The sequence below is a fragment of the Mesorhizobium sp. M0028 genome (genome assembly GCF_040323855.1).
GTDB lineage: Bacteria > Pseudomonadota > Alphaproteobacteria > Rhizobiales > Rhizobiaceae > Mesorhizobium.
The window spans coordinates 114,627-136,167 of record NZ_JAMYVG010000009.1 but is presented as its reverse complement, the minus strand read 5'-3'; the positions used below and the strand labels follow the sequence as shown (position 1 = coordinate 136,167).

Sequence of the window (21,541 nt, the reverse complement as noted above, 5' to 3'; positions counted from 1 at the left end):
AATATCTTCTGGCATCGCGACGGCGTTGGCGGCTGATCCGCCCGGTCGCCCTGCAAGGATGCCAATTATGGAAACGACGTACGACACAAGGCTTGTCGGTGACCGCGCCGCATGGGGCGCGGTTTTGGCGATGGCGCTGTGTGTTTTCGTGCTCATCGCGTCGGAATTCATGCCGGTCAGCCTGCTGTCGCCGCTAGCGGCCGATCTCGGCATCACCGAGGGCCGCGCGGGACAGGCGATCTCGATTTCGGGCGTTTTCGCCGTCGTGACCAGCCTGCTGGTCGCCGGCCTCACGCGCCATATCGACCGCCGACTGGTCGTGACCGGCTTCACCCTCCTCCTCATCGTGTCCGGTTTGGCTGTCACCTTCGCGCCGAACTACGCGTTCCTCATGGTCGGCCGGGCGCTGCTCGGCATCGCGATCGGCGGGTTCTGGTCGATGTCGACCGCGATCGTCATGCGCCTCGTGCCGCAAGACATGGTTCCGAAGGGTCTCGCCATGCTGAACGCCGGCAATGCCATTGCGGCCACCATCGCCGCGCCGCTGGGCAGTTTTCTTGGCGCCTATGTCGGCTGGCGCGGCGCTTTCTTCCTCGTCGTGCCGTTTGGGCTTCTGGCGCTGGCCTGGCAGTGGACAAGCCTGCCGGCGCTGCCCCCGCGCCGGGGGAAGCGTTCAGGCAATCCACTGGCGCTCCTCGGCCGTCTTCCCGTCGCCATCGGCATGGCGTCGATCATGATGCTGTTCATGGGCCAGTTCGCGCTCTTCACCTATCTGCGGCCCTTCCTCGAGGGCGTCACCCGGCTCGACATCGCTGCTCTCTCGGCGATCCTGCTGGCGATGGGGCTGGCGGGGGTGCTCGGCACATGGTGCGTCGGCCGGCTTTTGTCCACGCGTCTGTTCAGCATCCTCATCGTCATCCCGCTGGTCATGGCGGCCTTGGCCGCTGCGCTCATCGCCCTTGGTGCCCTCCCCGTTCCCACAGCGCTGCTGCTCGTTGCCTGGGGCTTCTTCGGCACGGCCGCGCCCGTTGGCTGGGGCACGTGGCTCAGCCGGACGTTGCCGAACGACGCAGAGGCCGGCGGCGGGCTGCAGGTGGCAGTCATCCAGCTCGCCATCACCGGCGGCGCCGCGATCGGCGGCACGCTCTTCGATACGGTCGGCTGGTGGGGAGCGTTCACTCTAGGTGCAGTGCTGCTCTGCGGATCGGCGCTCGCCGCCCTTGCCGCATCGCATATGGCCCTGAGATCTTTGCCATGATCATCGAGCGTGCGCCGCTTAACCGCCGGACATTGCTCGGCGCCGCGCTCGCGGTGGCGGCCCTGCCTCGAGCAGCCGCCAGCCAAGAAGGCGAAGCCCCAGTCAGCCATGAGTCAACCAACATGAAGATCAGGATGATTTTCAACGGCCGCATCATGACCGCCACGCTCTACGACAATCCGTCGGCGCGGGATTTCTTTTCCATGCTGCCGCTCGATCTCAAGATCGAGGACTACGCGCATAACGAGAAGATCGCCTATCTGCCGCGCAAGCTGACAGAGAAGGGAAGTGGTCCGTTCGCCAACGAGCAGCCCTACGACCTCTGCTATTTCACGTCCTGGGGTAACCTGGCCATGTTCTACGCCGACTATCGCCATCCCGGGCTGATCAGGCTCGGCCCCTTCGACGAGGGCGAGCAGGCCCTGCACATTCGCGGCGAGTTCCCGCTTCGCATCGAACGCACTTGAGGACACAAAGGAGATCACCATGGACATTCTTCGCGCTGGCACGAGGCCTTCCGGCAAGGGACCACCTGACTGGTTCACCGGAACGGTGCGGATCGATCCGCTCTTTAATCCCTTCGATGCCGGGCGGGTTCAAGGCGCACAGGTGACCTTCGAGCCCGGCGCCCGCACCGCTTGGCACACGCATCCGCTCGGCCAGACGCTGATCGTCGTCTCGGGCCTGGGCCGCGTGCAGCGCGAGGCTGGCCCGGTCGAGGAAATCCGTGCCGGCGACGTCGTCTGGTTCGCGCCCGGCGAAAAGCACTGGCACGGCGCGTCGGCTCAGATTGCCATGACCCACATTGCTCTCCAGGAGGTCAAGGACGGCAAGGTCGTGGACTGGCTGGAACATGTCAGCGACGCCGACTACCGCGCTTGATCTTCTCCACTCGAAAGGAACCAAAATGCTCGCAACCGTTCTTCACAAACCGGGCGACATCCGCTGCGAGGAGATCGCTGATCCGAAAATCATGCGGCCGACGGACGCCATCATCAAGCTCTCGGCAAGCTGCATCTGCGGCTCGGATCTGTGGCCCTATCGCGGGCTGCAGCGGGTCGACGGCCCGATGCATATGGGCCACGAATATTGTGGCATCGTCGTCGAGGTCGGCGCAGAGGTGCGCACGGTGCGCCCCGGCCAGTTCGTCGTCGGCTCGTTCTGCCTCTCCGACAATACCTGCCCGCATTGCCGCTTCGGCTTCCAGTCGTCCTGTGTGCAGCGCGAGTTCATGTCGGGCGCGCAGGCGCCTTACGCCCGCGTGCCGTTGGCGGATGGCACACTGGTCGCCACCGCCGAGGTGCCGCCGGCCGAACTCATCCCTGACCTGCTGGCTGTGTCCGATGTGCTCGGCACCGGCTGGTATGCGGCCGACGCAGCCGAGGTCCGAGAAGGATCGACGGTGGTGGTGGTCGGCGACGGTGCGGTCGGCCTGATGGGCGTGCTTGCGGCCAAGGAGATGGGCGCCGAGCGCATCATCGCCATGAGCCGGCACGCCAGCCGCCAAAAACTCGCCCGCGAGTTCGGCGCGACCGACATCGTCGCCGAGCGCGGCGAGGAAGGTGTGGCCCGGATCAAAGAGCTCACCAAGGACGTCGGCGCGGACTCGGTGCTGGAATGCGTCGGCACGGCGGAATCCTTCGACCAGGCGCTGGCCTGCTCTCGCCCCGGCGGCACCATCGGCTATGTCGGCGTGCCGCACGGCGTGAACTTCGACGGCCAAAAACTGTTCTTCGGCCAGAAGCGCATGCTGGGCGGCCCGGCGCCGGTGCGCCGCTTCCTGCCCGACCTTATGGGCCGTGTGCTGCAAGGTCGGATCAAGCCCGGCAAGGTCTTCGACCTCAAGCTGCCGTTGGCCGAGGTCGCTGAAGGCTACCGCGCCATGGACGAGCGGCGCGCCATCAAGGTCATGCTTTCGGTGTGAGCGAAGATTGGCGGACGGCCTGTCCGCACCCACAAATCAGAAAAGGAACAACGACATATGACGATGAGATTGAAGATTGCCGCCCTTGCGCTTTCGGTCGCCACGCCGGCTTTCTCGCAAGAGTCGCCGATCATCGGCGCATGGCGCATGAGGTCGCTCGAGGCCGGTGCCGAGGGAAGCCTCAAGCCCGTGCCATATTCCGGCCAGGTCATCTTCACCGAGGCCGGCACCCTGTCGGTGCAGGCGCAGAACCCCGACGCCAAGGCACCGGACACGCCTTACACAGAGAATGGCTACGAAGCCTATTACGGGCCGGTCGCTATCGACGACCAGGACAAGACCTTCGTCATCACGATCGAGTCCTCCCTGGTCCGCAACCTTGTCGGGAAGAGCATGAAACGCAAATTCGAAGTCTCGGACAACAAACTGGTCCTGACGCCGGACAATCCGGCCGAAGGCTGGCGCGTGACCTACGAACGTTACTGATCGGAACAGCCCGACTGTCAAAGTTTTATCGGTGGCCACAATGGCGCGGACTTCAGACCGAAATGGCGCGATAGCGGAACTGGTGCCAATCATGGCGGCTGTCTTCGCCGGCTTCCTCCTGATCGGCTTGGCGCTACCCGTCCTGCCGCTGCATCTTCACCAGCAGCTCGGCTTCGGCCCCTTCGCGGTCGGGCTGGTCACTGGCAGCCAGTTCGTCGCCTCGATGCTGTCGCGCATTGGGGCTGGAAACTATGCCGATGGGCGCGGCGGCAAGAGGGCCGTCGTCGTCGGCCTCATTGCCGCTGCCGTGGCGGGGCTATTTTACCTCGGCTCACTGACATTGCTCGACCGGCCGGTGGCGTCCGCATCAGCGCTGTTCGCCGGCCGGGCGGTACTGGGCGCGTCTGAGAGCTTCATCATCACCGGTGGCGTCGCCTGGGGCCTCTCCCTTGCGGGCGGACAGAACTCCGGAAAGGTCATAGCCTGGGTGGGCACGGCGATGTTCGCAGCACTCGCGCTAGGCGCGCCGATCGGATCTGCGCTTTATGCGGCGAGCGGCTTCACCGCGATCGCACTGGCGACGATCGTCCTGCCGCTTGCAACGCTGCTTGCCATCCTGCCGATGCGCGGCGCCAGCGCCGCCGCGAGCAGCGTGCCGCAGTCATGGAGGAGCGTGGCGCAAGCGGTCTGGCTTCCCGGAGTGGGAGCAGCTTTCAGCAGTCTCGGCTATGGTGCGATTCTGGCCTTCGGCGCGCTGCTCTTTGCCGAGCGGGGCTGGCAGCCGGTCTGGCTTCCCTTCACGGCCTATGCCGCGTCGCTGATCGTGGCAAGGCTATGCTTCGGCCACCTGCCTGACAGGTTAGGGGGCGCACGGGTCGCCATGATCTTCGTGGCTGTCGAGGCTGCAGGGCTGATGCTGATCTGGCTTGCGCCCGGGCCCGTTCTAGCCGCCATCGGAGCGGGCCTGACTGGCCTTGGCTACTCGCTGGTCTATCCCGGCCTCGGTGCCGAGGCCGTGAGCCGTCTTCCGCCACGCAGCCGCGGCCTGGCCATGGGACTCTACACCGTCTTCCTCGACGTGGCGCTCGGCTTCGGCAGTCCGGCGCTCGGCTTGGTCGCCGCATCGGCCGGGCTGCAATTCGTCTTCTTCGCCGTCGCGATGGCGACGCTTCCGGCGTTGGGCATCGCTCTGCTGCTGGGTCGCCGTAACGCTCCACTATAGAGCCGGATAGTCTGGGCTCGAGATGTCGCGCAACTACGATCGCTCCCGCTTCGCGGGAAGCTGAGGCATCAGCCGAACCTGCTTTTGGTGGCGATAGAGGCCGATCAGGTCGTCGGATCGATCATGGCCGGGTATGACGGCCATCGAGGGTAGATATCGCGCATCGCTACCCTGCAGTCCCATCGCCAAAAAGGGATCGGCGAGGCCCTCATCCACGAAGCGGAAAGGCGGCTCGCCGGCCTTGGTTGCATAAAGATCAACCTCCAAATTGTCGCTTCCAATTCGACGGTTCTTGGGTTCTACCGAAAGTGCGGATACGAGGTCGAGGAGCGCATAAGCATGAGCAAACTGTTATCGAAAGTTTGAGGTGCTCCGCCGATTAACTCCTCGTCGCGGCTCGACGGCTCAGGTCCATTGGAATCTTGCTGCCGATGATTATTGTGGCAGGCGAATCTCTCCGGGAATCGCGTTGCGGGACACGGCCGACAGCCGAAGCCGGGCGAAGTTCAGCCAACCGGTGGGGCACAAAACACCCTCCATATGGTCCAATTGCTGGTGCAGTGAGAACATGCATGCAGATCGCATCCAAGCCACGCGTCCGCCTGGCAAGCCGTCAGGAACTGGATGAAATTGGCGGGCTCGTCTCCGACGCCTTCGCATCGTTACGGCCCGTTCTGGCACCGCACATCTTCGAGCCCTACGTCAAGGATGCGCGGGATGTCGCGGGGCGTTGGGCGAAAGCCAGCGTCGCGGTGCTCGAAGTCGAGGGACGCCTCGTCGGGACGGTCACCTACTACGCCGATGCCGCCTTTGACGGCATGGGCTGGCCGCCCGGGCTGGCAGGCCTCAGGACCCTCGCGGTTGCTCCCTCGGCACAGGGCCGCGGATATGGCCGCGCGCTTTGCGAATGGTGCGTCTTGCAAGCGCGTCGGCAGGGCTCGAGCGGCCTTGCGCTTCACACCGCCTCGTTCATGACGTCTGCATGCAAGCTGTATGAGAGCCTTGGCTTCGAGAGACGCCCCGCCCACGACCTTTTCGCATCCGACATTATTGGCTTTGATCCAGCTCTCGGCGATCAGGAGATCATCGCCTACCTGCTGCCGCTCAAGCAGGTCGAGAGCAGCCGCGATCGATAATGTTCGACCGCCGTTGAACGGACGGGGTCATCATCTTGCTTCCGGGTGCTGTCCGCAGCTTCCACCGGTTGTCTCGATGCGAGCAGATCCTAGTCTTTCGTATAGTCAGGCCCAAAACGGGTCGGCAGGTTGTCGGCGAGTTTCAACCAAGGGAGCTTCTCCTCAAAGGCGACATGCAGCGTAGGTGCAAATTTTTCTGGCTCCTCCATCGCTGCCGCAAAAAAATGCATGACATCAGACATGTTCTTTGAGCGGAAGGACAGCGGCGTGCCACAGTGATCGCAAAATGTTCTTTCCACACCGGGAGAAGAGTTGAATACCTTCGGTAGCTTGCCCAGCCATCGCCATTGGCCGTTCAACACGCCAATGTAGGTGGTCATCGGCGCAGAACATTGCCGCCGACAACTTTCACAATGACAGACCACGCAGGCCCGTGCCGGGCCATCGACTTCAAAAGCAATAGCGCCACATAAGCAATGACCACGCATGCAAATTCCCCTTGAGTCAACAAGGACAGCTTCATGCCTGGGCGTGAGGGAGGCGCCACGACATGCGCCGAGCTGGCGCCCAATTCCGACATTCGGCGCCAGCGATTTCCTAGCGTGCGCGACGCGTTCCTTCACTACCGCCTTTGCGGCATATTGAAATGTTCGTAGAGTTTCTTCGCCGGGCCGCTGAATTCACGGCCTAGCAGGTCTATCGCAACCCGAACACTACAGTGGAATTGCGGTCACTTCTTTGGCCGTTCGGATCACGAACATCGTTTGGTATCGCGCGACGTTGCTTCGGTCTCGGAACAGTCGCTCGCATAGCGCATCGAACTCTTCCATATCCGTCAGGCGGAGCATCAGGACGGCGTCGGTTTCGCCGCTCACGCTGTAGGCCTGAGTGACGGCCGGTTCCTGAGCGGCCAACTCGAGAAAGTCCCGCATATACTGCTCGCCATGACGCTCCAGTTCGACGGTGACGATCGCCTTCAAGCCCCGGCCAGCCTTTGCCGGTGCGAGAAGCGCGACAACGCGGCTAATGACGCCGCTTTTCTTCAGTCGTCGTATGCGGCGCAGGCAGCTCGAAGGGGAAAGCCCGACTAACCCCGCCAGTTTGGCGTTCGTTCGTGAGGCATCATCCTGGAGCAGGTTGAGAAGCCTTCTGTCGATCTTGTCCATCTCGGTCGCGCTCATCGTCGATGTATTGCAATTTTATTGCACGTAATCGCAAACTTTGACCACAAATGCGAAGCGTCTCAGGTTACCCAGATGGCTCCAGGGATGATGGAGCAGCATGATGGCAATTTGCGCCGCCTTCTATCGCAAGACATTGGAGACGCTTGAAATCTATTGGGAGCTGGTTCGCGTGATCGTTCCGGTTGCGATAGCCACGCGGCTCCTGCAGGATCTTGGCGTCATCCAGGCGATTTCTCCGTTCTTCTCACCGCTCATGTTGCAGGTGGGGTTGCCGCCTGAACTCGCCTTTGCCTGGCTGACGGGATTGCTGGTCGGGATCTGGGGCGCGCTTGTGATCGTATTCACCTTGCTTCCGGTTTCGGCGCTCAGCACTGCCGACATGACGGTTCTTTCGGCTCTTTTGCTGTTTGCACATGCCATTCCGATCGAGCAACGGATCATTCAGAGGGCCGGGCCGAGCTTCCTGGTCACCGCGGCGCTTCGTATTGGCGGGGGTTTGGTCTTTGCCGTCCTTCTGCATCAGATATTCGCCATGACCGGATGGCTGTCAGGACCGGTGAAGCCGGCGTGGATGCCGGCGAATGAAAGCACCGACTGGGGCGGCTTTCTCTTGGGCACAGTCAAAACCCTGGGCATCATGCTCGTCGTTTTGCTTGCGCTAAGCTGGGTGATCGAGCTTCTCAAGATGTCGGGCATTTTGGAGTGGATGAACAGAGGGCTTGCACCGCTCTTTCGGCTCGCCGGCATCGAAAGGCAGACGGTACCTTTCGCCGCTGTCGGCCTGTTTCTCGGGATTTCCTATGGCGCAGGACTGCTGATCCGCGACGCGCGCACGCCTAGCGCGGAGCCGCGTCAGATATTCCTCGCCTGCGTGTTCATGGGTTTTGCCCATAGCCTCATTGAGGACACGTTGGTCGTTGTCGCACTTGGCGCCGATGCTACGAGCGTGCTTCTCGGTCGCCTAGCGTTTGCCGTGCTCGCGACCGCCGTGATCGCAAAAGTAATCAATGCGGTTCCCGACGCTCTTTTCTTCAAGACACTCTTCCACAAGGAAGAAGGCAGTTCGCGCAATCGGATTTCTGAGCCGGCGATTAGCGGACCGTTGACGTGAGCCGTCCTTACGCAGCAGCCGACATGTGTGTCGCATCACTATCGCGAGAGGACGCGAATCCGGCTCTGGAACTCACCACGATCGACATAGCATCCGCGCAGATGTCGCGGCCCGGTGTTCGGGTTGAACGATTGGCGGCCATGCAACACCCGGCGATTGTCGAAGACCGCCATTTCGCCGGCCTTCAGGCGGTAGGCTATTTGGAAACGCGGCCCGCGGATCATCATCATCAGCTTGCGATAAGCCGCATAAAAGGGCGCGCATAGGTCGGAGGGAAGGTCGATGACATCGACAAGATGGGCGTTGAACCGCAACTCCGTCACTTCCCCGTCGCGTTGCGTTACAATCACAGGAAACCGACCGCGCAGATCGTAGTTTTCATCGTGAAAACGATAGGGGATCTCGATCTCGCACAATAGGCGGTAGGCTTCCGGATCTTCCGCCTGTAGCGCGGCGACGACCGCAAACCCGTCGGCAAAGATCGATCCACCGCCCTCAGCGTCATTGGCGATACAATGCAGGAACTGGTAGCCGGGCGGCACCTCCTGGTTCGCGAGATCGGTGTGTAGCGGCAAGGCGACCGGCGTATAGGCCAGATTGTTCGGGTTCGGCATCGACACGACTTCGAACATCGTGCCGAAATTTGTCTGGCGCAGGAAACCAATCCGCTCGGCCGAACGCCGCCCCGCATCGGGATCATCGTCAAGCCCATCGACGATGGAGAGCCCGTATGCAGCCGTTGCCTTCAGCCAGGCGAGCAGATCGGCATCGCTTTGCAAGATGTCCCCGGCGGCGTGACGCGGCATGGTTTCAAGATTGATTGAGGCGTCCCAGAGTTTCGGAGCGATGTCGGCCGGATCGTCCCGCTTTCTGCCGGGACGGTAGGACTCAAAGAACTGGCTCGGGAATTCCTCCTCAGCCTGGTCGTTCTGCCAGACAATGCCCACAGCGCTGCCCCTGTCCCGCACGCTGATGGGTCTGAGCGAGGGGTCTACGCTGGTCAGGTCGAAAGTTCGTTCTTCGGTCTGCGGGTGAAACGCCGATGGTGCATTGTCCTTTAGCCAAAGCCAGGGGTAGCAGACTGTTTCGCCCGACACGAAAGTCACGGCAAGCGCGGTCTCCCGGGATTCCACGGAAAGCAGGGTATTCATGATGATGTCTCTCTGAACACAGAATTTGATTTTCAGCTTGGATCAGGCCCGCAGGCCGTCAACCCAACGGTGGTGGCCACCACAAGCTCGGCTTCCCATAGCGATGGGATCCAGGATTTCTGTTCGGTTCTTCGAGCACGCCATCTCCAGGCGGAATCTGGCTCCAGATGAAATCTGGTTCAAAGCCACCGCGATGGTAGGGGTCATTCGCCGGCGGTGTCCAGCTAAATGCAGCGGGATCGCCATCCCCTCTCGGCTACCCCTCGCCCGACAGATCGCGCCGCGCCTTGTCGAGTTCCTCGGCATAGCGGCGCATCAGGTGGCCTTCGGTCAGCAAACCGACCACCTTGCGGTCGGTGAAATCCTCGACCACTGCCAATTCCTCGGCGCCGGCGCGCTGGAAGGTCTCGGCCGCCGACTGCACGTTCATGCTCGGCACCAGCACCGCATCCCTAAATTTGGCGAAGGACAGCACCGGCATCTCGTCATCCGACAAATGGCTGTGCAATTCGGCGACGATCAGCACGCCGACATAGTGCAGTTCGGCATCCACCGCGATGACGCGCTGCGAGGCACCGAGCGGCACCTGCTTGCGGAATGTTGCAAGCGTCGTTGAGGCGTCGATGGTGCGGACATCCTTGCGCATCATCGAGCCGACCGTCAGGCTGCGCATCCAGCCTACATCATGGGCGCTGCGGATGGTTTCGCCGCGCAGGTGAAAGCGCCATGTCGAGAAGGAATAGCCAAACGTTTCTCGCACTAGGATCGCCGCCATGAGCGAGGCGGCCAGCACCACGCCGGTCAGCGTCAGGTCGCGGGTCGATTCCAGCGCCAGGAAGGTCATCGTCAACGGGCCACCGACGACGCCGACGGCGAGCGAGGTCATGCCGACGACGGCGGCGACGGCGGGGTCGATGCCGGTCGCCGGCGAGACGAACGCCATCGCGCCGGCGAACATCTTGCCGAGCAGGGCACCGAGGAACAAAGAGGCAAAGAACAGCCCGCCGCGGAAGCCGGAGCCGAGCGAGATCGCCGACGCCGACAGCTTCAGCACGAAGAGGCTGGCCACCACGGCCAGCCCGTAATTCATCGCGAATTCGCGGTGCAGCGCGCCATGGCCGCTGGACAGGACCTGCGGCGTGATCAGCCCCAGCAGCCCGACCATCACGCCGCCGATGGCTGGGCGCAACGAGGCGTCGATCGACAGCCGCGCAAAGATGCGCTCGATCAGGCTCACCAGATGCATGATGGCGATCGAAGCACCGCCACCCAAAAGCCCGAGCAGCATGAACGGCAAATACTGGCTGACGGTGAGCGCCGGCAGACCCGCGAGCTCCAGCGGAAACGGCACGCCGCCGAACATTTCGGCGGTCAGCGAGGCCGAGATCGCGGCGGCCATCACCGGCGCGACATTGGCGACCGAATAGATGCCGATGACCAGCTCGAAACCGTAGAAGGCGCCGGTCAGCGGCGCATCGAAGGCGGCGGCGATCGCGCCGGCCGCACCGCAGCCGACGAGGATGCGGACATCGTTGCGGCGCAGCCTGAACAAGCGCGCCAGCCGCGACGCCAGGCCGGAACCCACCTGCGTGTAGCCGGCCTCGAGCCCGACCGAAGCGCCGAAGCCGCTCGAGATCATCGTCTGCCCGGCGATGATGAAAGTGTCGGTCAGCGACATGCGGCCGCCGTAAAGGGCGTTGGCTTCGATCGGATCGACCGGCGTGCGGAACTTCCGCTTTCTCAGCCAGATCACCGTCAGCCCGAGCAGGATGCCGCCGATCGCCGGTATCAGCGCTTGCTCCGGCCTTTGCAGCGAAAACATCGCCGAAAGCCGACCACCGGGCTGAACGCCGAACATAAGCCCATGCAGGACCTGCACCAGTTCGCTCATGCCGGTGACCAGCGCACCCGCTATCACCCCGACCAAAGCCGCCAGAATGACGACGGCGATGCCGCGCGCCTCGAGCAGCGGGATCGATCGGATCAGCACCGCGCGCAGTCGGCGGGCATAGACTTGCGGTTCGTTTCTGGAAAGCACCGGGGCGGCTCGCCGATATCAAAAGGGGAGTGGTGCCTGATACGCCCGGCGGCTTTGCATGGCAACAATGCCGGCCGCCAAGGTGTCATGCCCGCGTGATGCTGCGGCAATAAAGCCCATCTTCAGCTCGGGGAACCGCGTTGACGTAAACGTCAACCCGAAGCTATATGCGCCGACCGTGGCTGTAAAACCAGGCAAGCGGCTTCGGCCGGGTCGAAGCGCCAAGGCGCGACAAACGCAACCAGACGAGGAGAACCGCCATGAGCGTTCAGGAGATTGCCGACAAGATCAGGTCGCGCGTGGCGAGCGCCGGGTTCGATCGCTCCGTGAAATTCGACACCGGCAGCGACGGCGTCATCGTCATCGACGGCGCCGATGTCTCGACCACCGATGCACCGGCAGATTGCACCATACAGCTGTCGCTCGACGATTTGGACTCGCTGATATCAGGCGATCTCAACCCGACCATGGCTTTCATGTCAGGCAAGATAAAGGTCGAAGGCGACATGAGCGTCGCCATGGCGCTCAGCCAGCTGATCGGCTGATCCACTTAAGGCGAAACAAGCCGCCGCACGATGGGCGGGCGGCTTGCTTCGAACCATCAGGCAGCGAGCGACAGCCTCTGCGCCTTCAGCTTGCGCCCGGCCGCCTTCAACGTGCCCTGCGCGCCGTCGAGCGCGCCGACCACCAGTTCCCGCGCCAGCAGGCGGTGCCGCTCGTAAGGCCCCGGCATGGCCAGCGAGCCGGTCTTTGCGGCCGAAAACCCGAAGCGCTCGTAATAGGGCGCGTCGCCGGCCAGCAGGATCGCCGCATGGCCAAGCCGCTCGGCCTCAGTCACTGCATGGCGCATCAGCGCCGAGCCGATGCCGGCATTTTTCAGCGCCGGGTCGACCGCAAGCGGGCCGAGCAGCAGCGCTGCCTTGCCGCCCTCGCCCAGCACCACGTCCCACAGCCGCACGGTGCCGGCAACAGCGCCCGACGCATCGCGCGCGACAAAGGCAAGGCCCTCCGAAGGCCGGCGGCCGCGCCGCAGCTTTTCCGACGACTTCGTCCGGCGCTTCGGCCCCATGGCGCGATCGAGCAAAGTCTCGCGCGCACCGATATCGGCAGCGGTTTCGGCAGTGATGACAAAAGCGCCGGCATTCTCCCCCCTCGAGGGGGACATCCCCGCGGCGCCTTCAACAATGAAATCCAAAACGTCCATTTCCGCGATCCTTCACGAGCGGATTGTTCCACAGGCGAGCCCGGGCGGGCGACAGGCGCCCACCTCGGGATGATCTGATCGGTTCTTTCGAACCGTCAGATCACGTAGGATCGGAGAGGCTCGAAGCCGTTGAAGGCAACCGACGCGTAGGTCGTCGTGTAGGCGCCAGTGCCCTCGATCAGCACCTCGTCGCCAATGGTCAGCGACAAGGGCAGCGGATACGGCGTCTTTTCGTACATCACGTCGGCCGAATCGCAGGTCGGGCCGGCGAGCACGCAAGGCGCGGTCTCGCTGCCGTCATGCGCGGTGACGATCGGGTAGCGGATCGCCTCGTCCATCGTCTCGGCGAGACCGCCGAACTTGCCGATGTCGAGGAACACCCAGCGCACATTGTCGTTGTCGGCCTTCTTCGAGATCAGCACGACCTCCGACTTGATGACGCCGGCATTGCCGACCATGCCGCGGCCCGGCTCGATGATCGTCTCGGGGATCGCGTTGCCGAAGTGCTTCCTGAGCGCCGAGAAGATCGCCTGGCCATAGGCCTGCGCCACCGGCACATCCCTGAGATAGCGGGTCGGGAAGCCGCCGCCCATATTGACCATCTTCAGCACGATGCCTTCGTCGGCGAGCGTCGCGAACACCTTCTTGGCGTCGCCCAGCGCGCGGTCCCAGGCGGTCAGGTCGGTCTGCTGCGAGCCGACATGGAACGACACACCATAAGCATCGAGGCCGAGCGCCCTGGCATGGCGCAGCACGTCGACCGCCATCGCCGGCACACAGCCGAACTTGCGCGACAGCGGCCATTCGGCGCCCTCGCCGTCGGTCAGGACGCGGCAGAACACGCGAGCGCCGGGAGCGACACGGGCGATCTTCTCGACCTCCTCGACGCAGTCCACCGCAAACAGCTTAATGCCGAGCTGGTAGGCGCGCTGGATGTCGCGCTCCTTCTTGATGGTGTTGCCGAAGGAGATGCGGTCCGCCGGCGCACCGGCGTCCATCGCCATCTCGACTTCGGCAACGGAAGCGGTGTCGAAGGACGAGCCCATCGCAGCAAGCAGGCGCAGGATTTCCGGCGCCGGGTTTGCTTTCACCGCATAGTAGATCTTGGAATCGGGAAGCGCCTTCTCGAAGGCGCGGAAATTGTCGCGCACGACATCGAGGTCGACGACGAGGCACGGGCCGTTCGGACGTCGGGTAGCGAGGAAATCAAGGATGCGCTGGGTAGCCATCGGGGTCTCTCCATCAGCGCCTTTCGGCGCGCACAAAGGCTTGCGGACGCGGGCTCTCGGCCTCGCGAACACGCGGTGGACAAAGGCGGGACGGAAATCCATGGAACCAGCCGGTGGAGACCCCGGAACCATGAAGCGCCGTCTCGCGGCGGTGAACCTTGGCCTTGCCCGGCCTCGGTTCGCTTTGTCTGCCTTGGCTTGGATGGGAGACCCCGTCCGCACTGCCGGCAATGAAGGTGTGCCTCTTCAGTAACCCCGGTCTTTGGACGACCGGCAGAACACCAGAAAGGCCCGCACCGTCGTTGCTTCAAGGTGTCCTCGGTTGGCGGTTGGCCGCTAAACCGACTGGAGGGGTTGGCTCCAGTTACCTTACCGATTGCCCTCACCATTCGAGGATCGGCGGACACCCACAGGCACGTGCGACTTTGGGCAAGCGCGATATAAGAGCGAAAGATTTCACAATCAATAAAAATCGTATGGCAGGTTGTAAAATTTGTGGCATCGAACAATGCTGCGGCAACCAGAAGAACAATGCTGCGGCAAGCACATCCGGATATCGAACGCATGACAGGCACTCGCGGCCCGCTGAACGCTTTTCTCGACCTTGATCAAGCCCCTGTTACCAATGCGCAATCCGGCCCGCTTGTCGGCTTGCGGCTGGCCGTCAAGGATATCTTCGACGTCGCCGGCTACCGCACCGGCTGCGGCAATCCGCAGAAATACCGGGAAGCTTCACCGGCCACGGCGACCGCGCCGGCCGTCCAGGCGCTGCTTGATTCGGGCGCACGCTTCGTCGGCAAGACGCAGACCGACGAACTCGCCTTTTCCCTGCTGGGGCTGAACGCGCATTTCCCGTCGCCGATCAATCCGGCGGCACCCGACCGCGTCACCGGCGGCTCATCCTCCGGTTCTGCCGCGGCGGTAGCCGGCGGGCTCGCCGACATCGCCACCGGGTCCGACACCGGCGGCTCGATCCGTGCGCCGGCAAGCTTCTGCGGCCTGATCGGCCTCAGGACGACGCATGGCCGCATCCCGCTCGACGGCACCATGCCGCTGGCGCCTTCGCTGGACACGTTCGGCTGGTTCGCCAGGGATATCGTCACTTACGAAAAGGTCGGCACGGTGCTGCTCGGCGACGATCCGCATCGCCACGAACTGGTACGCCCTTTTGCCCTCGACGCGCTGGACAGCCTCGTGCTCGGCCCGCTGGAGGCGGATGAATATCGCGCCATGGTCCGCAGTGTCGCGTCGGTGCTGGGCGCGCCGCGCAGCGTTGGCCCGCTGTCGCATTCAATCGACGATCTTTATTGGTGCTTCCGTAAGCTGCAGGGCTATGAAGCCTGGCAAAGCCACGGCGCCTGGATCGCCGGCGGCGACCGCATGCTCGGCCCCGGCGTCAAGGAGCGCTTCGAGCATGGCGCGACCATCAGCGCGACAACCGCGCAGCACGAAACGGAACGTCGCGTTTCGTTTCGCCTCGAACTTGCCGGCCTGCTTGGCGACGACGCCGTTCTTGTGCTTCCCACCGCTCCGGGTGCCGCGCCGCTCAAGGCCGCGACATTCGACGATTTGCAGACCTATCGCGAGCGCGCGCTGAGACTGCTATGCCTTTCCGGCCTGTCCGGTTTTCCGCAAATCACGCTGCCGCTCGGCAAGACCGGCGGGGCGCCGTTCGGCCTTTCGCTGCTCGGCCCGAAGAACAGCGACCGGCAGCTGATTGCGCTGGCCGCCCGCATCCTTTCAGCCCGCCAAGGAGGCGCATGACATGGATACGCTGACCCGCATGCGTGCCTTCATCGACGTGGTCGAGGCCGAAGGCTTTTCGGCGGCGGCGCGCAAGATCGGTCGCTCGAAGGCGTTATTGTCGAAATATGTGCGCGAGCTCGAGGACGAACTCGGCGCGCTGCTGCTCAACCGGACCACCAGGCAGTTCTCCCTGACCGAGGCCGGCCACACCTATTACCGGCGCGCCTCGGAGATCGTGCGCGAGGTCGACAGCCTTGCCGATGCGGTGCGCGAATCCTCCGGCGACGTGCGCGGCAGGATCAAGCTGTCGGCGCCGCGTACTTTCGCCGACGCGCCGATCGGCCAATCGCTGATCGACTTCGCCAAGCAGCATCCCGACATCGTCCTCGACATTCATCTCGACGATCGCTTCGTCGATCTGGTCGAAGAGGGTTTCGATCTGGCGGTGCGCATTTCGCGGCTGGAGAATTCCTCGCTGATCGCCAGGCGCCTGGCGCCATTTTCGGTACGGCTTTGCGCGTCTCCCGAACTGATCGCCAAGCACGGCATGCCGGTCAGGGCGCAAGACCTTGCCCGCGTGCCTTGCATCATCGACACCAATGGCCGCTGGCTCACCAACTGGCCGTTCAAGGGCGACAGCGGCGATACCGTGAGCGTTTCGGTTTCCGGCCCGATCGAGGTCAACAGCCCGATGGCGGCAAGGGCCGCTGCCGTGGCTGGGTTGGGATTTTCCATCCTGCCGGATTTCATCGCCGCGCCCGACATCGAAAGCGGCAAGCTGGTGACTGCGCTGGATGACCGCATCCTGCCCGGCGGCGGCATCTTCGCCGTCTACCCGCACCGGCGCTATCTGCCTGCAAAAGTTCGCGTATTCGTCGACTTCCTGGTGCAGTGGTTCAAGGCGCTGGACACCGCATGAGCTTTCAGCCGCCCTGCGGTCCCATTTTCGCCCCCTTTCTGGTAACTGTCGGCAATTCACCGAAGCCAATTGAATTGCGACCGAGAATGCACCTGAAACAGCAAGCAATCATGCTGGCTTCGGCCTTGAGCGCGACGCTTGCCGCCGTCGGACCGGCTGAGGTGCATCCCCACGTCTTCGCCGAGGCCCGGCTCGAAGTGGTCCTCGGGCCGGATCACCAAACTGTGAAGGCATTGCGCCATGTCTGGCGCTTCGACGACTTGTTTTCGAGCACGGTGATGATGGAGTTCGACAAGAATTCCGACCTGAAGCTCGACGACAAGGAGCTGAAGGATGTTGCCGACACCGTCCATGCCTCGCTTGCCGAATTCAACTACTTCCAGCTCGTCACCGTCGACGGCAAGGACGTGGCAATGACCCCGCCGCCGCAGCTGATGGCCAATTTCGACAACGACCAGTTGATCATCCTGTTCGAATCTGAACCGAAGGCGCCGATCAAGCTCAGCGGCAAGATCGACATCGGGGTGTACGACCCGACCTTCTACACCGCGATCGATTTCACCGAGGATGCCCATCTGCAGGTCGATGGCCTGCCGCCGACCTGCACCAGCAAGGTTGTCCGCCCGAATCCGGATGAGGCGATCGCCCAGAACCAGAAGACCCTGACCGACGCGTTCTTCAACGATCCGACGGGCACCGACATGAGCAAGATCTTTGCCACCAAGCTTGAACTGACCTGTCAGCCGGAAGGATAGATCCAGTGACGAAACCGTCCCTGCGTTTGGCAGTCGGTCTTCTGGCCGCCGCCTTTGTGATGACGCACTTTCTCGGCTCCGCCCACGCCCAGAGCTCGCTCGGCATCGGCACCAATGACGGCATGGCTCCAACCGCCACCGGCCCGTTCGCCCACATCCTGATGTGGATCAATCTGCGCCAGCAGGAATTCTATCATGCGCTTGCCGGCGCGATGAAGGCGATGCGCCAGGACGGCAGCAAGATGTGGCTGCTCATCGGCCTGTCCTTTGCCTATGGCATTTTCCACGCTGCCGGCCCCGGTCACGGCAAGGCGGTGATGTCATCCTACATGGTGGCCAATGAAGTGGCGCTCCGGCGCGGCATCATGCTGTCCTTCGTCTCGGCCCTGCTGCAGGCGCTGACCGCGATCGTGGTGATGCTGCTCGCCTATTTCGTGCTGCGCGGCACCGCGATATCGATGACCGACGCCGCATGGTTCCTCGAAATCATGAGCTATGTCTTCGTCACCCTGTTCGGCGCCTGGCTGCTGTGGCGCAAGGCTGGCCCGGCCATCCTGCGCCTGTTCGGCGCAAATCCCGGCTACAGCCTCTCGGCTGCCCATGCCGGCCATTCACATGCCGGCCATTCACATTCCGCGCATGCCCATGCGGCACATTCCCACGCGCTTCATGCGCATGACGATCACGACCATGCGCATGACCATCATGACCACGGCGCACACGACCACGCCCATGCTGCGCACGATCACCACAGCCATGCGGCGGGGGAGGTCTGCGAGACCTGCGGGCACTCGCATGCGCCCGACCCGGCGCTGCTTTCCGGCGATCGCTTCGACTGGCGCACGGCTTGGTCGGCGGTGGCTGCCGTCGGTATCCGCCCCTGTTCCGGCGCGCTGATCGTGCTGAGCTTCGCCTTGCTAAATGGGCTGTGGTTCGGCGGTATCCTGTCGGTGCTGGCCATGGCGTTAGGCACCGCAATCACCGTCTCGGCTCTGGCGACGCTTGCGGTCACCGCGAAGAACTGGGCGGTGTATTTCGCCGGCGACGGCCGCATGGGCAACCGCATCCATTCCTTCGTCGAAATCGGCGGTGCCGCCTTCATCTTCCTGTTCGGTCTGCTGCTGCTATCGGCCAGCCTGACTGGCGCCTGACCTCGTTGCGCCCGATCGGGGTGCTTTAACTAGGGATCCTGCCGCCCAACTCGTCCTCGATATGGACGCGTATGATCTCGTCGAAGCTCGTTTCGGCAGCGAAGCCAAGCTCCCTCGAGCGCCGCGCCTCGAAGCGTGTCGGCCAACCCTTCACGATCGCCCAGATCGTCTCGTCGGGCTCCTCGCGGATCAGTTTGACCGCCTTGGCGCCGGCAACACGTTCCAGCGCTTCGATCTGTTCGCCGACACTGACGGCGACGCCCGGCATCGTCAGGTTGCGGCGCGGCCCGACTGCAGCGCCGTCAATTCCAGCCGCATGGATCAAAAAATTCACCGCCGAACGCGGGCTGGCGTGTGTGTGGACGACCGAGCGCGGCACCGGCAGGATGGCTTCATGGCCGCTCAGCGGCTCGCGGATGATGCCGGAGAAGAAACCCGAGGCCGCCTTGTTCGGCTTTCCCGGCCTGACGCAGATGGTCGGCAGCCTGATGCCGATGCCGTCGAAGAAGCCACGCCTGGTATAGTCGGCAAGCAGCGCCTCGCCCATCAGCTTCTGCGTGCCGTAAGAGGTCAGCGGCGTCGGGTGGAACTCGTCCGGAATGATTTCGGGAAACGGCGCGCCGAACACGGCGATCGATGAGGTGAAGACGAGGCGCGGCGCAAATGCCGCCAGCCGGACGGCATCGAATAGCGCCCTTGTGCCATCGAGATTGACGCGGTAGCCGAGATCGAAATTGGCCTCCGCTTCACCCGACACCACGCCGGCGAGATGGAAGATCACGTCGGGCCGCGGCGCGACCAGATTTGTCGTCGCGCCCGGCGCGGCAAGGTCGCCGGTGTGGACGCTGATGCTGACGCCTTCGAGGGCGGGCGCCTGCGGTGGCACGATGTCGTGAAGGTCGAGCGCGGCGATCTTGCGGCCGCCGAGTGTCCCGTCCTTGGCCAGCCGGGCAATGAGCTTGCGGCCGACCATGCCTGCCGCGCCGGTAATCAGAATGCGCATGTCACTTTCCCTTTTTGCGCTGGCTGCGGCTACGCAGCCAGAACACGACGAAGATTGCCACCATGAAGATCGCGGCGACGACGCCGGCAAGAACCGTCGAGACGTTGCCGACCGCCAGCATCACGGTTGGAAGATAATAGGCTGCGATGCCGAACAGCAGCAAAATCCAGGCGGCGCCGATTGCCGCATTGCGGGTGTCGCGGTCCATCACGCGGCCCCAGGGTAGCGGGCGTTCATGTCGATCGTTGCCAATACCAGGAACTCCCGAAATCAGTGATAGTGGCCACGGTGCGGTGCCGCATCATGCGCGTGATCGTGCTCGCCATCATGCTCATGGCTGTCGGCACATTGGCCGAATTCCGGTTCGACGGTGGCATGGGCTATGCCATGCTCCTGCGCAAGCCGTTTCTTGATCGCGCTGACCGCCATATGCGCGTCGACGCCGTCATTGAGGCAGGCATGCAACGTCGCCATGTTGCTGGAACCGTCGATCGACCAGACATGCATGTGATGCACCTCGCGCACGCCCTTGATCGAGCCTTCGATGTCCCTCGCGATCAGGTCGCGGTCGAGGCTTGCCGGCACGCCTTCGAGCAGGACGTGGGCAGCCTCGCGCATCAGCGACCATGCCGTGGACAGGATCAGCAGCGCGACAAGGACCGATAGGATCGGATCAATAGGCGTCCAGCCCGTCGCCAGGATTATCAGCGCCGCGATGATCGCCGCGGCCGAGCCAAGCAGGTCGCCGAGCACGTGCAGGATGGCGCCGCGCATGTTCAAGCTGTCACGGTCGCCGCCATGCAGCACGAAGAAAGAGCCGATATTGACCGCAAGGCCGGCGATCGCAACGACCAGCATCGGCCCACCGAGCACGGGCTCAGGCGTCAGCAAACGCCCCCAGGCCTTATAGACGATCCACAGCGCAATGGCGAAGATGGCGATGCCGTTGGTGTAGGCGACCAGTGTCTTGACCCGGCCGAAGCCGTAGGTGAGGCGCACGGTCCCCGGCCGGCTCGCAAGATGAAAGGCATACCAGGCAAGGCCGAGCGCAATGCAGTCGGCAAGCATGTGGCCGGCATCCGCCAGCAGCGCCAGCGATCCCGTCAGGAGACCGCCAAGCGCTTCGACGACCATGAAGCCGGCGGTCAGGCAAGCCGCGATCAGCACGCGCTTCTTGTCGGTCGAGCCATGCACATGCCCGGCACCGTGACTGTGGTCGTGGCCCTGCGCGGCATGGTCGTGGGTATGCGCCATCTATGAGCTCCTGCTACGCGCCAAACTCGGCGCGGAAATCCTCGAGCCGCCGCTTCTGCTGGCCATCGCTGTCGAAATTGGCCGGATCGAGCCACGCCTCATAGGCTCTGCGCAGATCAGGCCATTCCTTATCGATGATCGAATACCACGCGGTATCGCGGTTTTCGCCCTTGACCACAAGATGCTGACGGAAAACGCCCTCGAACTTGAAGCCGAAACGTTCCGCCGCGCGCTTCGACGGCTCGTTGCGATTGTTGCATTTCCATTCGTAGCGGCGGTAGCCAAGCTCGTCGAAGACGTACTTCATGAACAGGAACTGCGCTTCCGTCGCCGCCGGCTTGCGCGAGATCAGCGGTCCCCAATAGATGTTGCCGATCTCGATCACGCCATAGGCCGGATCGATGCGCATCAGCGTCTGGCGCCCGGCGACCTTGCCGCTGGCCTTGTCGATGACCGTGAAGAACAGCGGGTCATCGCTGGCTTCGGCCTTGTCCAGCCATGGCTGGAAGGCGGCGCGGGTCTGCGGCGGGTCGTCGAACAGCCAGGCGAAGCGGCCGCCGGCATCGACCACTGACGAGGCCTCGAACAGGCCGTCGCCGTGCTTTTCGGCGTTGAGCGGCTCCAGCCTGACAGTGCGCCCCTCCAGCAACTTGCGTTCGGGCCGCGGGCGCGGTTGCCAATTCTTGAGATTTTCCGACACCGAAAACTCCAATCCGTTTGACTTTTGCGGGCGGACGCTCACAAAAACGCACGCTCGCTGAAAGAACCAC

The 21,541-nt window shown here is 63.3% G+C and carries 25 protein-coding genes; 14 read left to right on the top strand and 11 right to left on the bottom strand.

All coding sequences use genetic code 11. The features are described 5' to 3' along the window. The first annotated feature begins 67 nt into the window (after positions 1-67). The 6 genes from NKJ93_RS18665 to NKJ93_RS18640 are packed head-to-tail and all read left to right on the top strand — an operon-like array spanning position 68 to position 4,890. A complete protein-coding gene (locus tag NKJ93_RS18665; RefSeq protein ID WP_352590619.1) occupies positions 68-1,258 on the top strand; it encodes an MFS transporter in 1,191 nt (396 codons plus the stop codon). Further along, complete coding sequence (locus NKJ93_RS18660) at positions 1,255-1,725, top strand: cyclophilin-like fold protein (RefSeq protein ID WP_352590616.1); 471 nt, start codon at positions 1,255-1,257, stop codon at positions 1,723-1,725. The genes NKJ93_RS18665 and NKJ93_RS18660 overlap by 4 nt, the downstream gene beginning before the upstream one ends. A 19-nt stretch (positions 1,726-1,744) precedes the next feature. Further along, positions 1,745-2,140, top strand: a complete 396-nt coding sequence (locus NKJ93_RS18655) for a (R)-mandelonitrile lyase (RefSeq protein WP_352481974.1) — start codon at positions 1,745-1,747, stop codon at positions 2,138-2,140. Positions 2,141-2,165: 25 nt separating this feature from the next. Further along, positions 2,166-3,182: a zinc-dependent alcohol dehydrogenase family protein gene (locus NKJ93_RS18650; protein ID WP_352494728.1), complete on the top strand. Its 1,017-nt coding sequence runs from the start codon at positions 2,166-2,168 to the stop codon at positions 3,180-3,182. Positions 3,183-3,239: 57 nt separating this feature from the next. Then, entirely contained in the window at positions 3,240-3,668 is a 429-nt protein-coding gene (locus tag NKJ93_RS18645; protein ID WP_352481972.1) for a lipocalin-like domain-containing protein, read from the top strand. Between the two features lie 40 nt (positions 3,669-3,708). Further along, positions 3,709-4,890 carry an arabinose transporter gene (locus NKJ93_RS18640; RefSeq protein WP_031194356.1) on the top strand — a complete coding sequence of 394 codons (1,182 nt, stop codon included), beginning with the start codon at positions 3,709-3,711 and terminating at the stop codon, positions 4,888-4,890. A gap of 33 nt (positions 4,891-4,923) precedes the next feature. Here NKJ93_RS18640 and NKJ93_RS18635 read toward each other — a convergent pair whose 3' ends face one another. Continuing rightward, positions 4,924-5,157, bottom strand: a complete 234-nt coding sequence (locus NKJ93_RS18635) for a hypothetical protein (protein WP_352515698.1) — start codon at positions 5,155-5,157, stop codon at positions 4,924-4,926. On the opposite strand from NKJ93_RS18635, the gene NKJ93_RS18630 reads away from it, so the two are divergent. Next, on the top strand, positions 5,086-5,256 hold the full coding sequence (locus NKJ93_RS18630) for a GNAT family N-acetyltransferase (RefSeq protein WP_352590727.1): 171 nt from the start codon (positions 5,086-5,088) through the stop codon (positions 5,254-5,256). The genes NKJ93_RS18635 and NKJ93_RS18630 overlap by 72 nt on opposite strands. Positions 5,257-5,462: 206 nt before the next feature. Continuing rightward, entirely contained in the window at positions 5,463-6,026 is a 564-nt protein-coding gene (locus NKJ93_RS18625) for a GNAT family N-acetyltransferase (RefSeq protein WP_352590613.1), read from the top strand. Positions 6,027-6,115: 89 nt separating this feature from the next. Here the strand turns inward: NKJ93_RS18625 and NKJ93_RS18620 are convergent, their stop codons facing one another. Together NKJ93_RS18620 and NKJ93_RS18615 are read right to left on the bottom strand one after the other, a co-directional pair. Further along, positions 6,116-6,514: a GFA family protein gene (locus tag NKJ93_RS18620; RefSeq protein WP_352590610.1), complete on the bottom strand. Its 399-nt coding sequence runs from the start codon at positions 6,512-6,514 to the stop codon at positions 6,116-6,118. A gap of 225 nt (positions 6,515-6,739) precedes the next feature. After that, complete coding sequence (locus tag NKJ93_RS18615) at positions 6,740-7,192, bottom strand: Lrp/AsnC family transcriptional regulator (protein ID WP_023720217.1); 453 nt, start codon at positions 7,190-7,192, stop codon at positions 6,740-6,742. 118 nt (positions 7,193-7,310) lie between these two features. Here NKJ93_RS18615 and NKJ93_RS18610 point away from each other — a divergent pair, with 118 nt between their 5' ends. Continuing rightward, on the top strand, positions 7,311-8,321 hold the full coding sequence (locus tag NKJ93_RS18610) for a nucleoside recognition domain-containing protein (RefSeq protein ID WP_352590607.1): 1,011 nt from the start codon (positions 7,311-7,313) through the stop codon (positions 8,319-8,321). A 38-nt stretch (positions 8,322-8,359) separates the two neighbouring features. On the opposite strand, the gene NKJ93_RS18605 is transcribed toward NKJ93_RS18610, so the two are convergent. Both NKJ93_RS18605 and NKJ93_RS18600 read right to left on the bottom strand, forming a co-directional pair. Beyond that, positions 8,360-9,472, bottom strand: coding sequence for a TauD/TfdA family dioxygenase (locus tag NKJ93_RS18605; RefSeq protein ID WP_352590604.1), 1,113 nt, complete (start codon positions 9,470-9,472; stop codon positions 8,360-8,362). A gap of 256 nt (positions 9,473-9,728) precedes the next feature. Further along, a complete protein-coding gene (locus NKJ93_RS18600; RefSeq protein WP_352590601.1) occupies positions 9,729-11,510 on the bottom strand; it encodes a chloride channel protein in 1,782 nt (593 codons plus the stop codon). A 260-nt stretch (positions 11,511-11,770) separates the two neighbouring features. Here NKJ93_RS18600 and NKJ93_RS18595 point away from each other — a divergent pair, with 260 nt between their 5' ends. Then, positions 11,771-12,055, top strand: a complete 285-nt coding sequence (locus NKJ93_RS18595) for an SCP2 sterol-binding domain-containing protein (protein ID WP_023720213.1) — start codon at positions 11,771-11,773, stop codon at positions 12,053-12,055. Positions 12,056-12,111: 56 nt separating this feature from the next. Here NKJ93_RS18595 and NKJ93_RS18590 read toward each other — a convergent pair whose 3' ends face one another. After that, positions 12,112-12,675, bottom strand: a complete 564-nt coding sequence (locus NKJ93_RS18590) for a GNAT family N-acetyltransferase (RefSeq protein WP_352590724.1) — start codon at positions 12,673-12,675, stop codon at positions 12,112-12,114. A gap of 134 nt (positions 12,676-12,809) precedes the next feature. Further along, positions 12,810-13,943 carry an ornithine/lysine decarboxylase gene (gene odc2, locus NKJ93_RS18585; RefSeq protein ID WP_023720212.1) on the bottom strand — a complete coding sequence of 378 codons (1,134 nt, stop codon included), beginning with the start codon at positions 13,941-13,943 and terminating at the stop codon, positions 12,810-12,812. Positions 13,944-14,507: 564 nt separating this feature from the next. Between odc2 and NKJ93_RS18580 the strand changes: the two genes are divergently transcribed. From NKJ93_RS18580 to NKJ93_RS18565, 4 genes are all read left to right on the top strand, one after another. Continuing rightward, positions 14,508-15,707, top strand: coding sequence for an amidase (locus tag NKJ93_RS18580; RefSeq protein WP_023720211.1), 1,200 nt, complete (start codon positions 14,508-14,510; stop codon positions 15,705-15,707). A 1-nt stretch (position 15,708) separates the two neighbouring features. Then, entirely contained in the window at positions 15,709-16,608 is a 900-nt protein-coding gene (locus NKJ93_RS18575; RefSeq protein WP_023720210.1) for a LysR family transcriptional regulator, read from the top strand. Between the two features lie 86 nt (positions 16,609-16,694). Next, on the top strand, positions 16,695-17,363 hold the full coding sequence (locus tag NKJ93_RS18570; protein ID WP_023720209.1) for a DUF1007 family protein: 669 nt from the start codon (positions 16,695-16,697) through the stop codon (positions 17,361-17,363). Beyond that, positions 17,360-18,514: a nickel/cobalt transporter gene (locus NKJ93_RS18565; RefSeq protein WP_352590721.1), complete on the top strand. Its 1,155-nt coding sequence runs from the start codon at positions 17,360-17,362 to the stop codon at positions 18,512-18,514. The genes NKJ93_RS18570 and NKJ93_RS18565 overlap by 4 nt, the downstream gene beginning before the upstream one ends. A 25-nt stretch (positions 18,515-18,539) precedes the next feature. On the opposite strand, the gene denD is transcribed toward NKJ93_RS18565, so the two are convergent. From denD to NKJ93_RS18545, 4 genes are all read right to left on the bottom strand, one after another. Then, positions 18,540-19,517, bottom strand: coding sequence for a D-erythronate dehydrogenase (gene denD, locus NKJ93_RS18560; protein ID WP_352590598.1), 978 nt, complete (start codon positions 19,515-19,517; stop codon positions 18,540-18,542). A 1-nt stretch (position 19,518) separates the two neighbouring features. Beyond that, positions 19,519-19,725 carry a hypothetical protein gene (locus NKJ93_RS18555; protein ID WP_031194351.1) on the bottom strand — a complete coding sequence of 69 codons (207 nt, stop codon included), beginning with the start codon at positions 19,723-19,725 and terminating at the stop codon, positions 19,519-19,521. A 62-nt stretch (positions 19,726-19,787) separates the two neighbouring features. Next, positions 19,788-20,771: a cation diffusion facilitator family transporter gene (locus NKJ93_RS18550; protein WP_352590595.1), complete on the bottom strand. Its 984-nt coding sequence runs from the start codon at positions 20,769-20,771 to the stop codon at positions 19,788-19,790. Positions 20,772-20,784: 13 nt separating this feature from the next. Beyond that, complete coding sequence (locus NKJ93_RS18545; RefSeq protein WP_023720204.1) at positions 20,785-21,471, bottom strand: GNAT family N-acetyltransferase; 687 nt, start codon at positions 21,469-21,471, stop codon at positions 20,785-20,787. Between the last annotated feature and the right edge of the window lie 70 nt (positions 21,472-21,541).

What these genes read in the sequence shown, in the direction of transcription:
- NKJ93_RS18605 (WP_352590604.1), bottom strand. Translation starts at nt 9,472, where the DNA reads ATGAATACCCTGCTTTCCGTGGAATCCCGGGAGACCGCGCTTGCCGTG.
- NKJ93_RS18620 (WP_352590610.1), bottom strand. Translation starts at nt 6,514, where the DNA reads ATGCGTGGTCATTGCTTATGTGGCGCTATTGCTTTTGAAGTCGATGGC.
- NKJ93_RS18640 (WP_031194356.1), top strand. Translation starts at nt 3,709, where the DNA reads ATGGCGCGGACTTCAGACCGAAATGGCGCGATAGCGGAACTGGTGCCA.
- NKJ93_RS18655 (WP_352481974.1), top strand. Translation starts at nt 1,745, where the DNA reads ATGGACATTCTTCGCGCTGGCACGAGGCCTTCCGGCAAGGGACCACCT.
- NKJ93_RS18650 (WP_352494728.1), top strand. Translation starts at nt 2,166, where the DNA reads ATGCTCGCAACCGTTCTTCACAAACCGGGCGACATCCGCTGCGAGGAG.
- NKJ93_RS18590 (WP_352590724.1), bottom strand. Translation starts at nt 12,675, where the DNA reads ATGTCCCCCTCGAGGGGGGAGAATGCCGGCGCTTTTGTCATCACTGCC.
- NKJ93_RS18615 (WP_023720217.1), bottom strand. Translation starts at nt 7,192, where the DNA reads ATGGACAAGATCGACAGAAGGCTTCTCAACCTGCTCCAGGATGATGCC.
- NKJ93_RS18550 (WP_352590595.1), bottom strand. Translation starts at nt 20,771, where the DNA reads ATGGCGCATACCCACGACCATGCCGCGCAGGGCCACGACCACAGTCAC.
- NKJ93_RS18645 (WP_352481972.1), top strand. Translation starts at nt 3,240, where the DNA reads ATGACGATGAGATTGAAGATTGCCGCCCTTGCGCTTTCGGTCGCCACG.
- NKJ93_RS18610 (WP_352590607.1), top strand. Translation starts at nt 7,311, where the DNA reads ATGGCAATTTGCGCCGCCTTCTATCGCAAGACATTGGAGACGCTTGAA.
- NKJ93_RS18570 (WP_023720209.1), top strand. Translation starts at nt 16,695, where the DNA reads ATGCACCTGAAACAGCAAGCAATCATGCTGGCTTCGGCCTTGAGCGCG.
- odc2 (WP_023720212.1), bottom strand. Translation starts at nt 13,943, where the DNA reads ATGGCTACCCAGCGCATCCTTGATTTCCTCGCTACCCGACGTCCGAAC.
- NKJ93_RS18665 (WP_352590619.1), top strand. Translation starts at nt 68, where the DNA reads ATGGAAACGACGTACGACACAAGGCTTGTCGGTGACCGCGCCGCATGG.
- NKJ93_RS18660 (WP_352590616.1), top strand. Translation starts at nt 1,255, where the DNA reads ATGATCATCGAGCGTGCGCCGCTTAACCGCCGGACATTGCTCGGCGCC.
- NKJ93_RS18575 (WP_023720210.1), top strand. Translation starts at nt 15,709, where the DNA reads ATGGATACGCTGACCCGCATGCGTGCCTTCATCGACGTGGTCGAGGCC.
- NKJ93_RS18580 (WP_023720211.1), top strand. Translation starts at nt 14,508, where the DNA reads ATGACAGGCACTCGCGGCCCGCTGAACGCTTTTCTCGACCTTGATCAA.
- denD (WP_352590598.1), bottom strand. Translation starts at nt 19,517, where the DNA reads ATGCGCATTCTGATTACCGGCGCGGCAGGCATGGTCGGCCGCAAGCTC.
- NKJ93_RS18625 (WP_352590613.1), top strand. Translation starts at nt 5,463, where the DNA reads ATGCAGATCGCATCCAAGCCACGCGTCCGCCTGGCAAGCCGTCAGGAA.
- NKJ93_RS18555 (WP_031194351.1), bottom strand. Translation starts at nt 19,725, where the DNA reads ATGGACCGCGACACCCGCAATGCGGCAATCGGCGCCGCCTGGATTTTG.
- NKJ93_RS18595 (WP_023720213.1), top strand. Translation starts at nt 11,771, where the DNA reads ATGAGCGTTCAGGAGATTGCCGACAAGATCAGGTCGCGCGTGGCGAGC.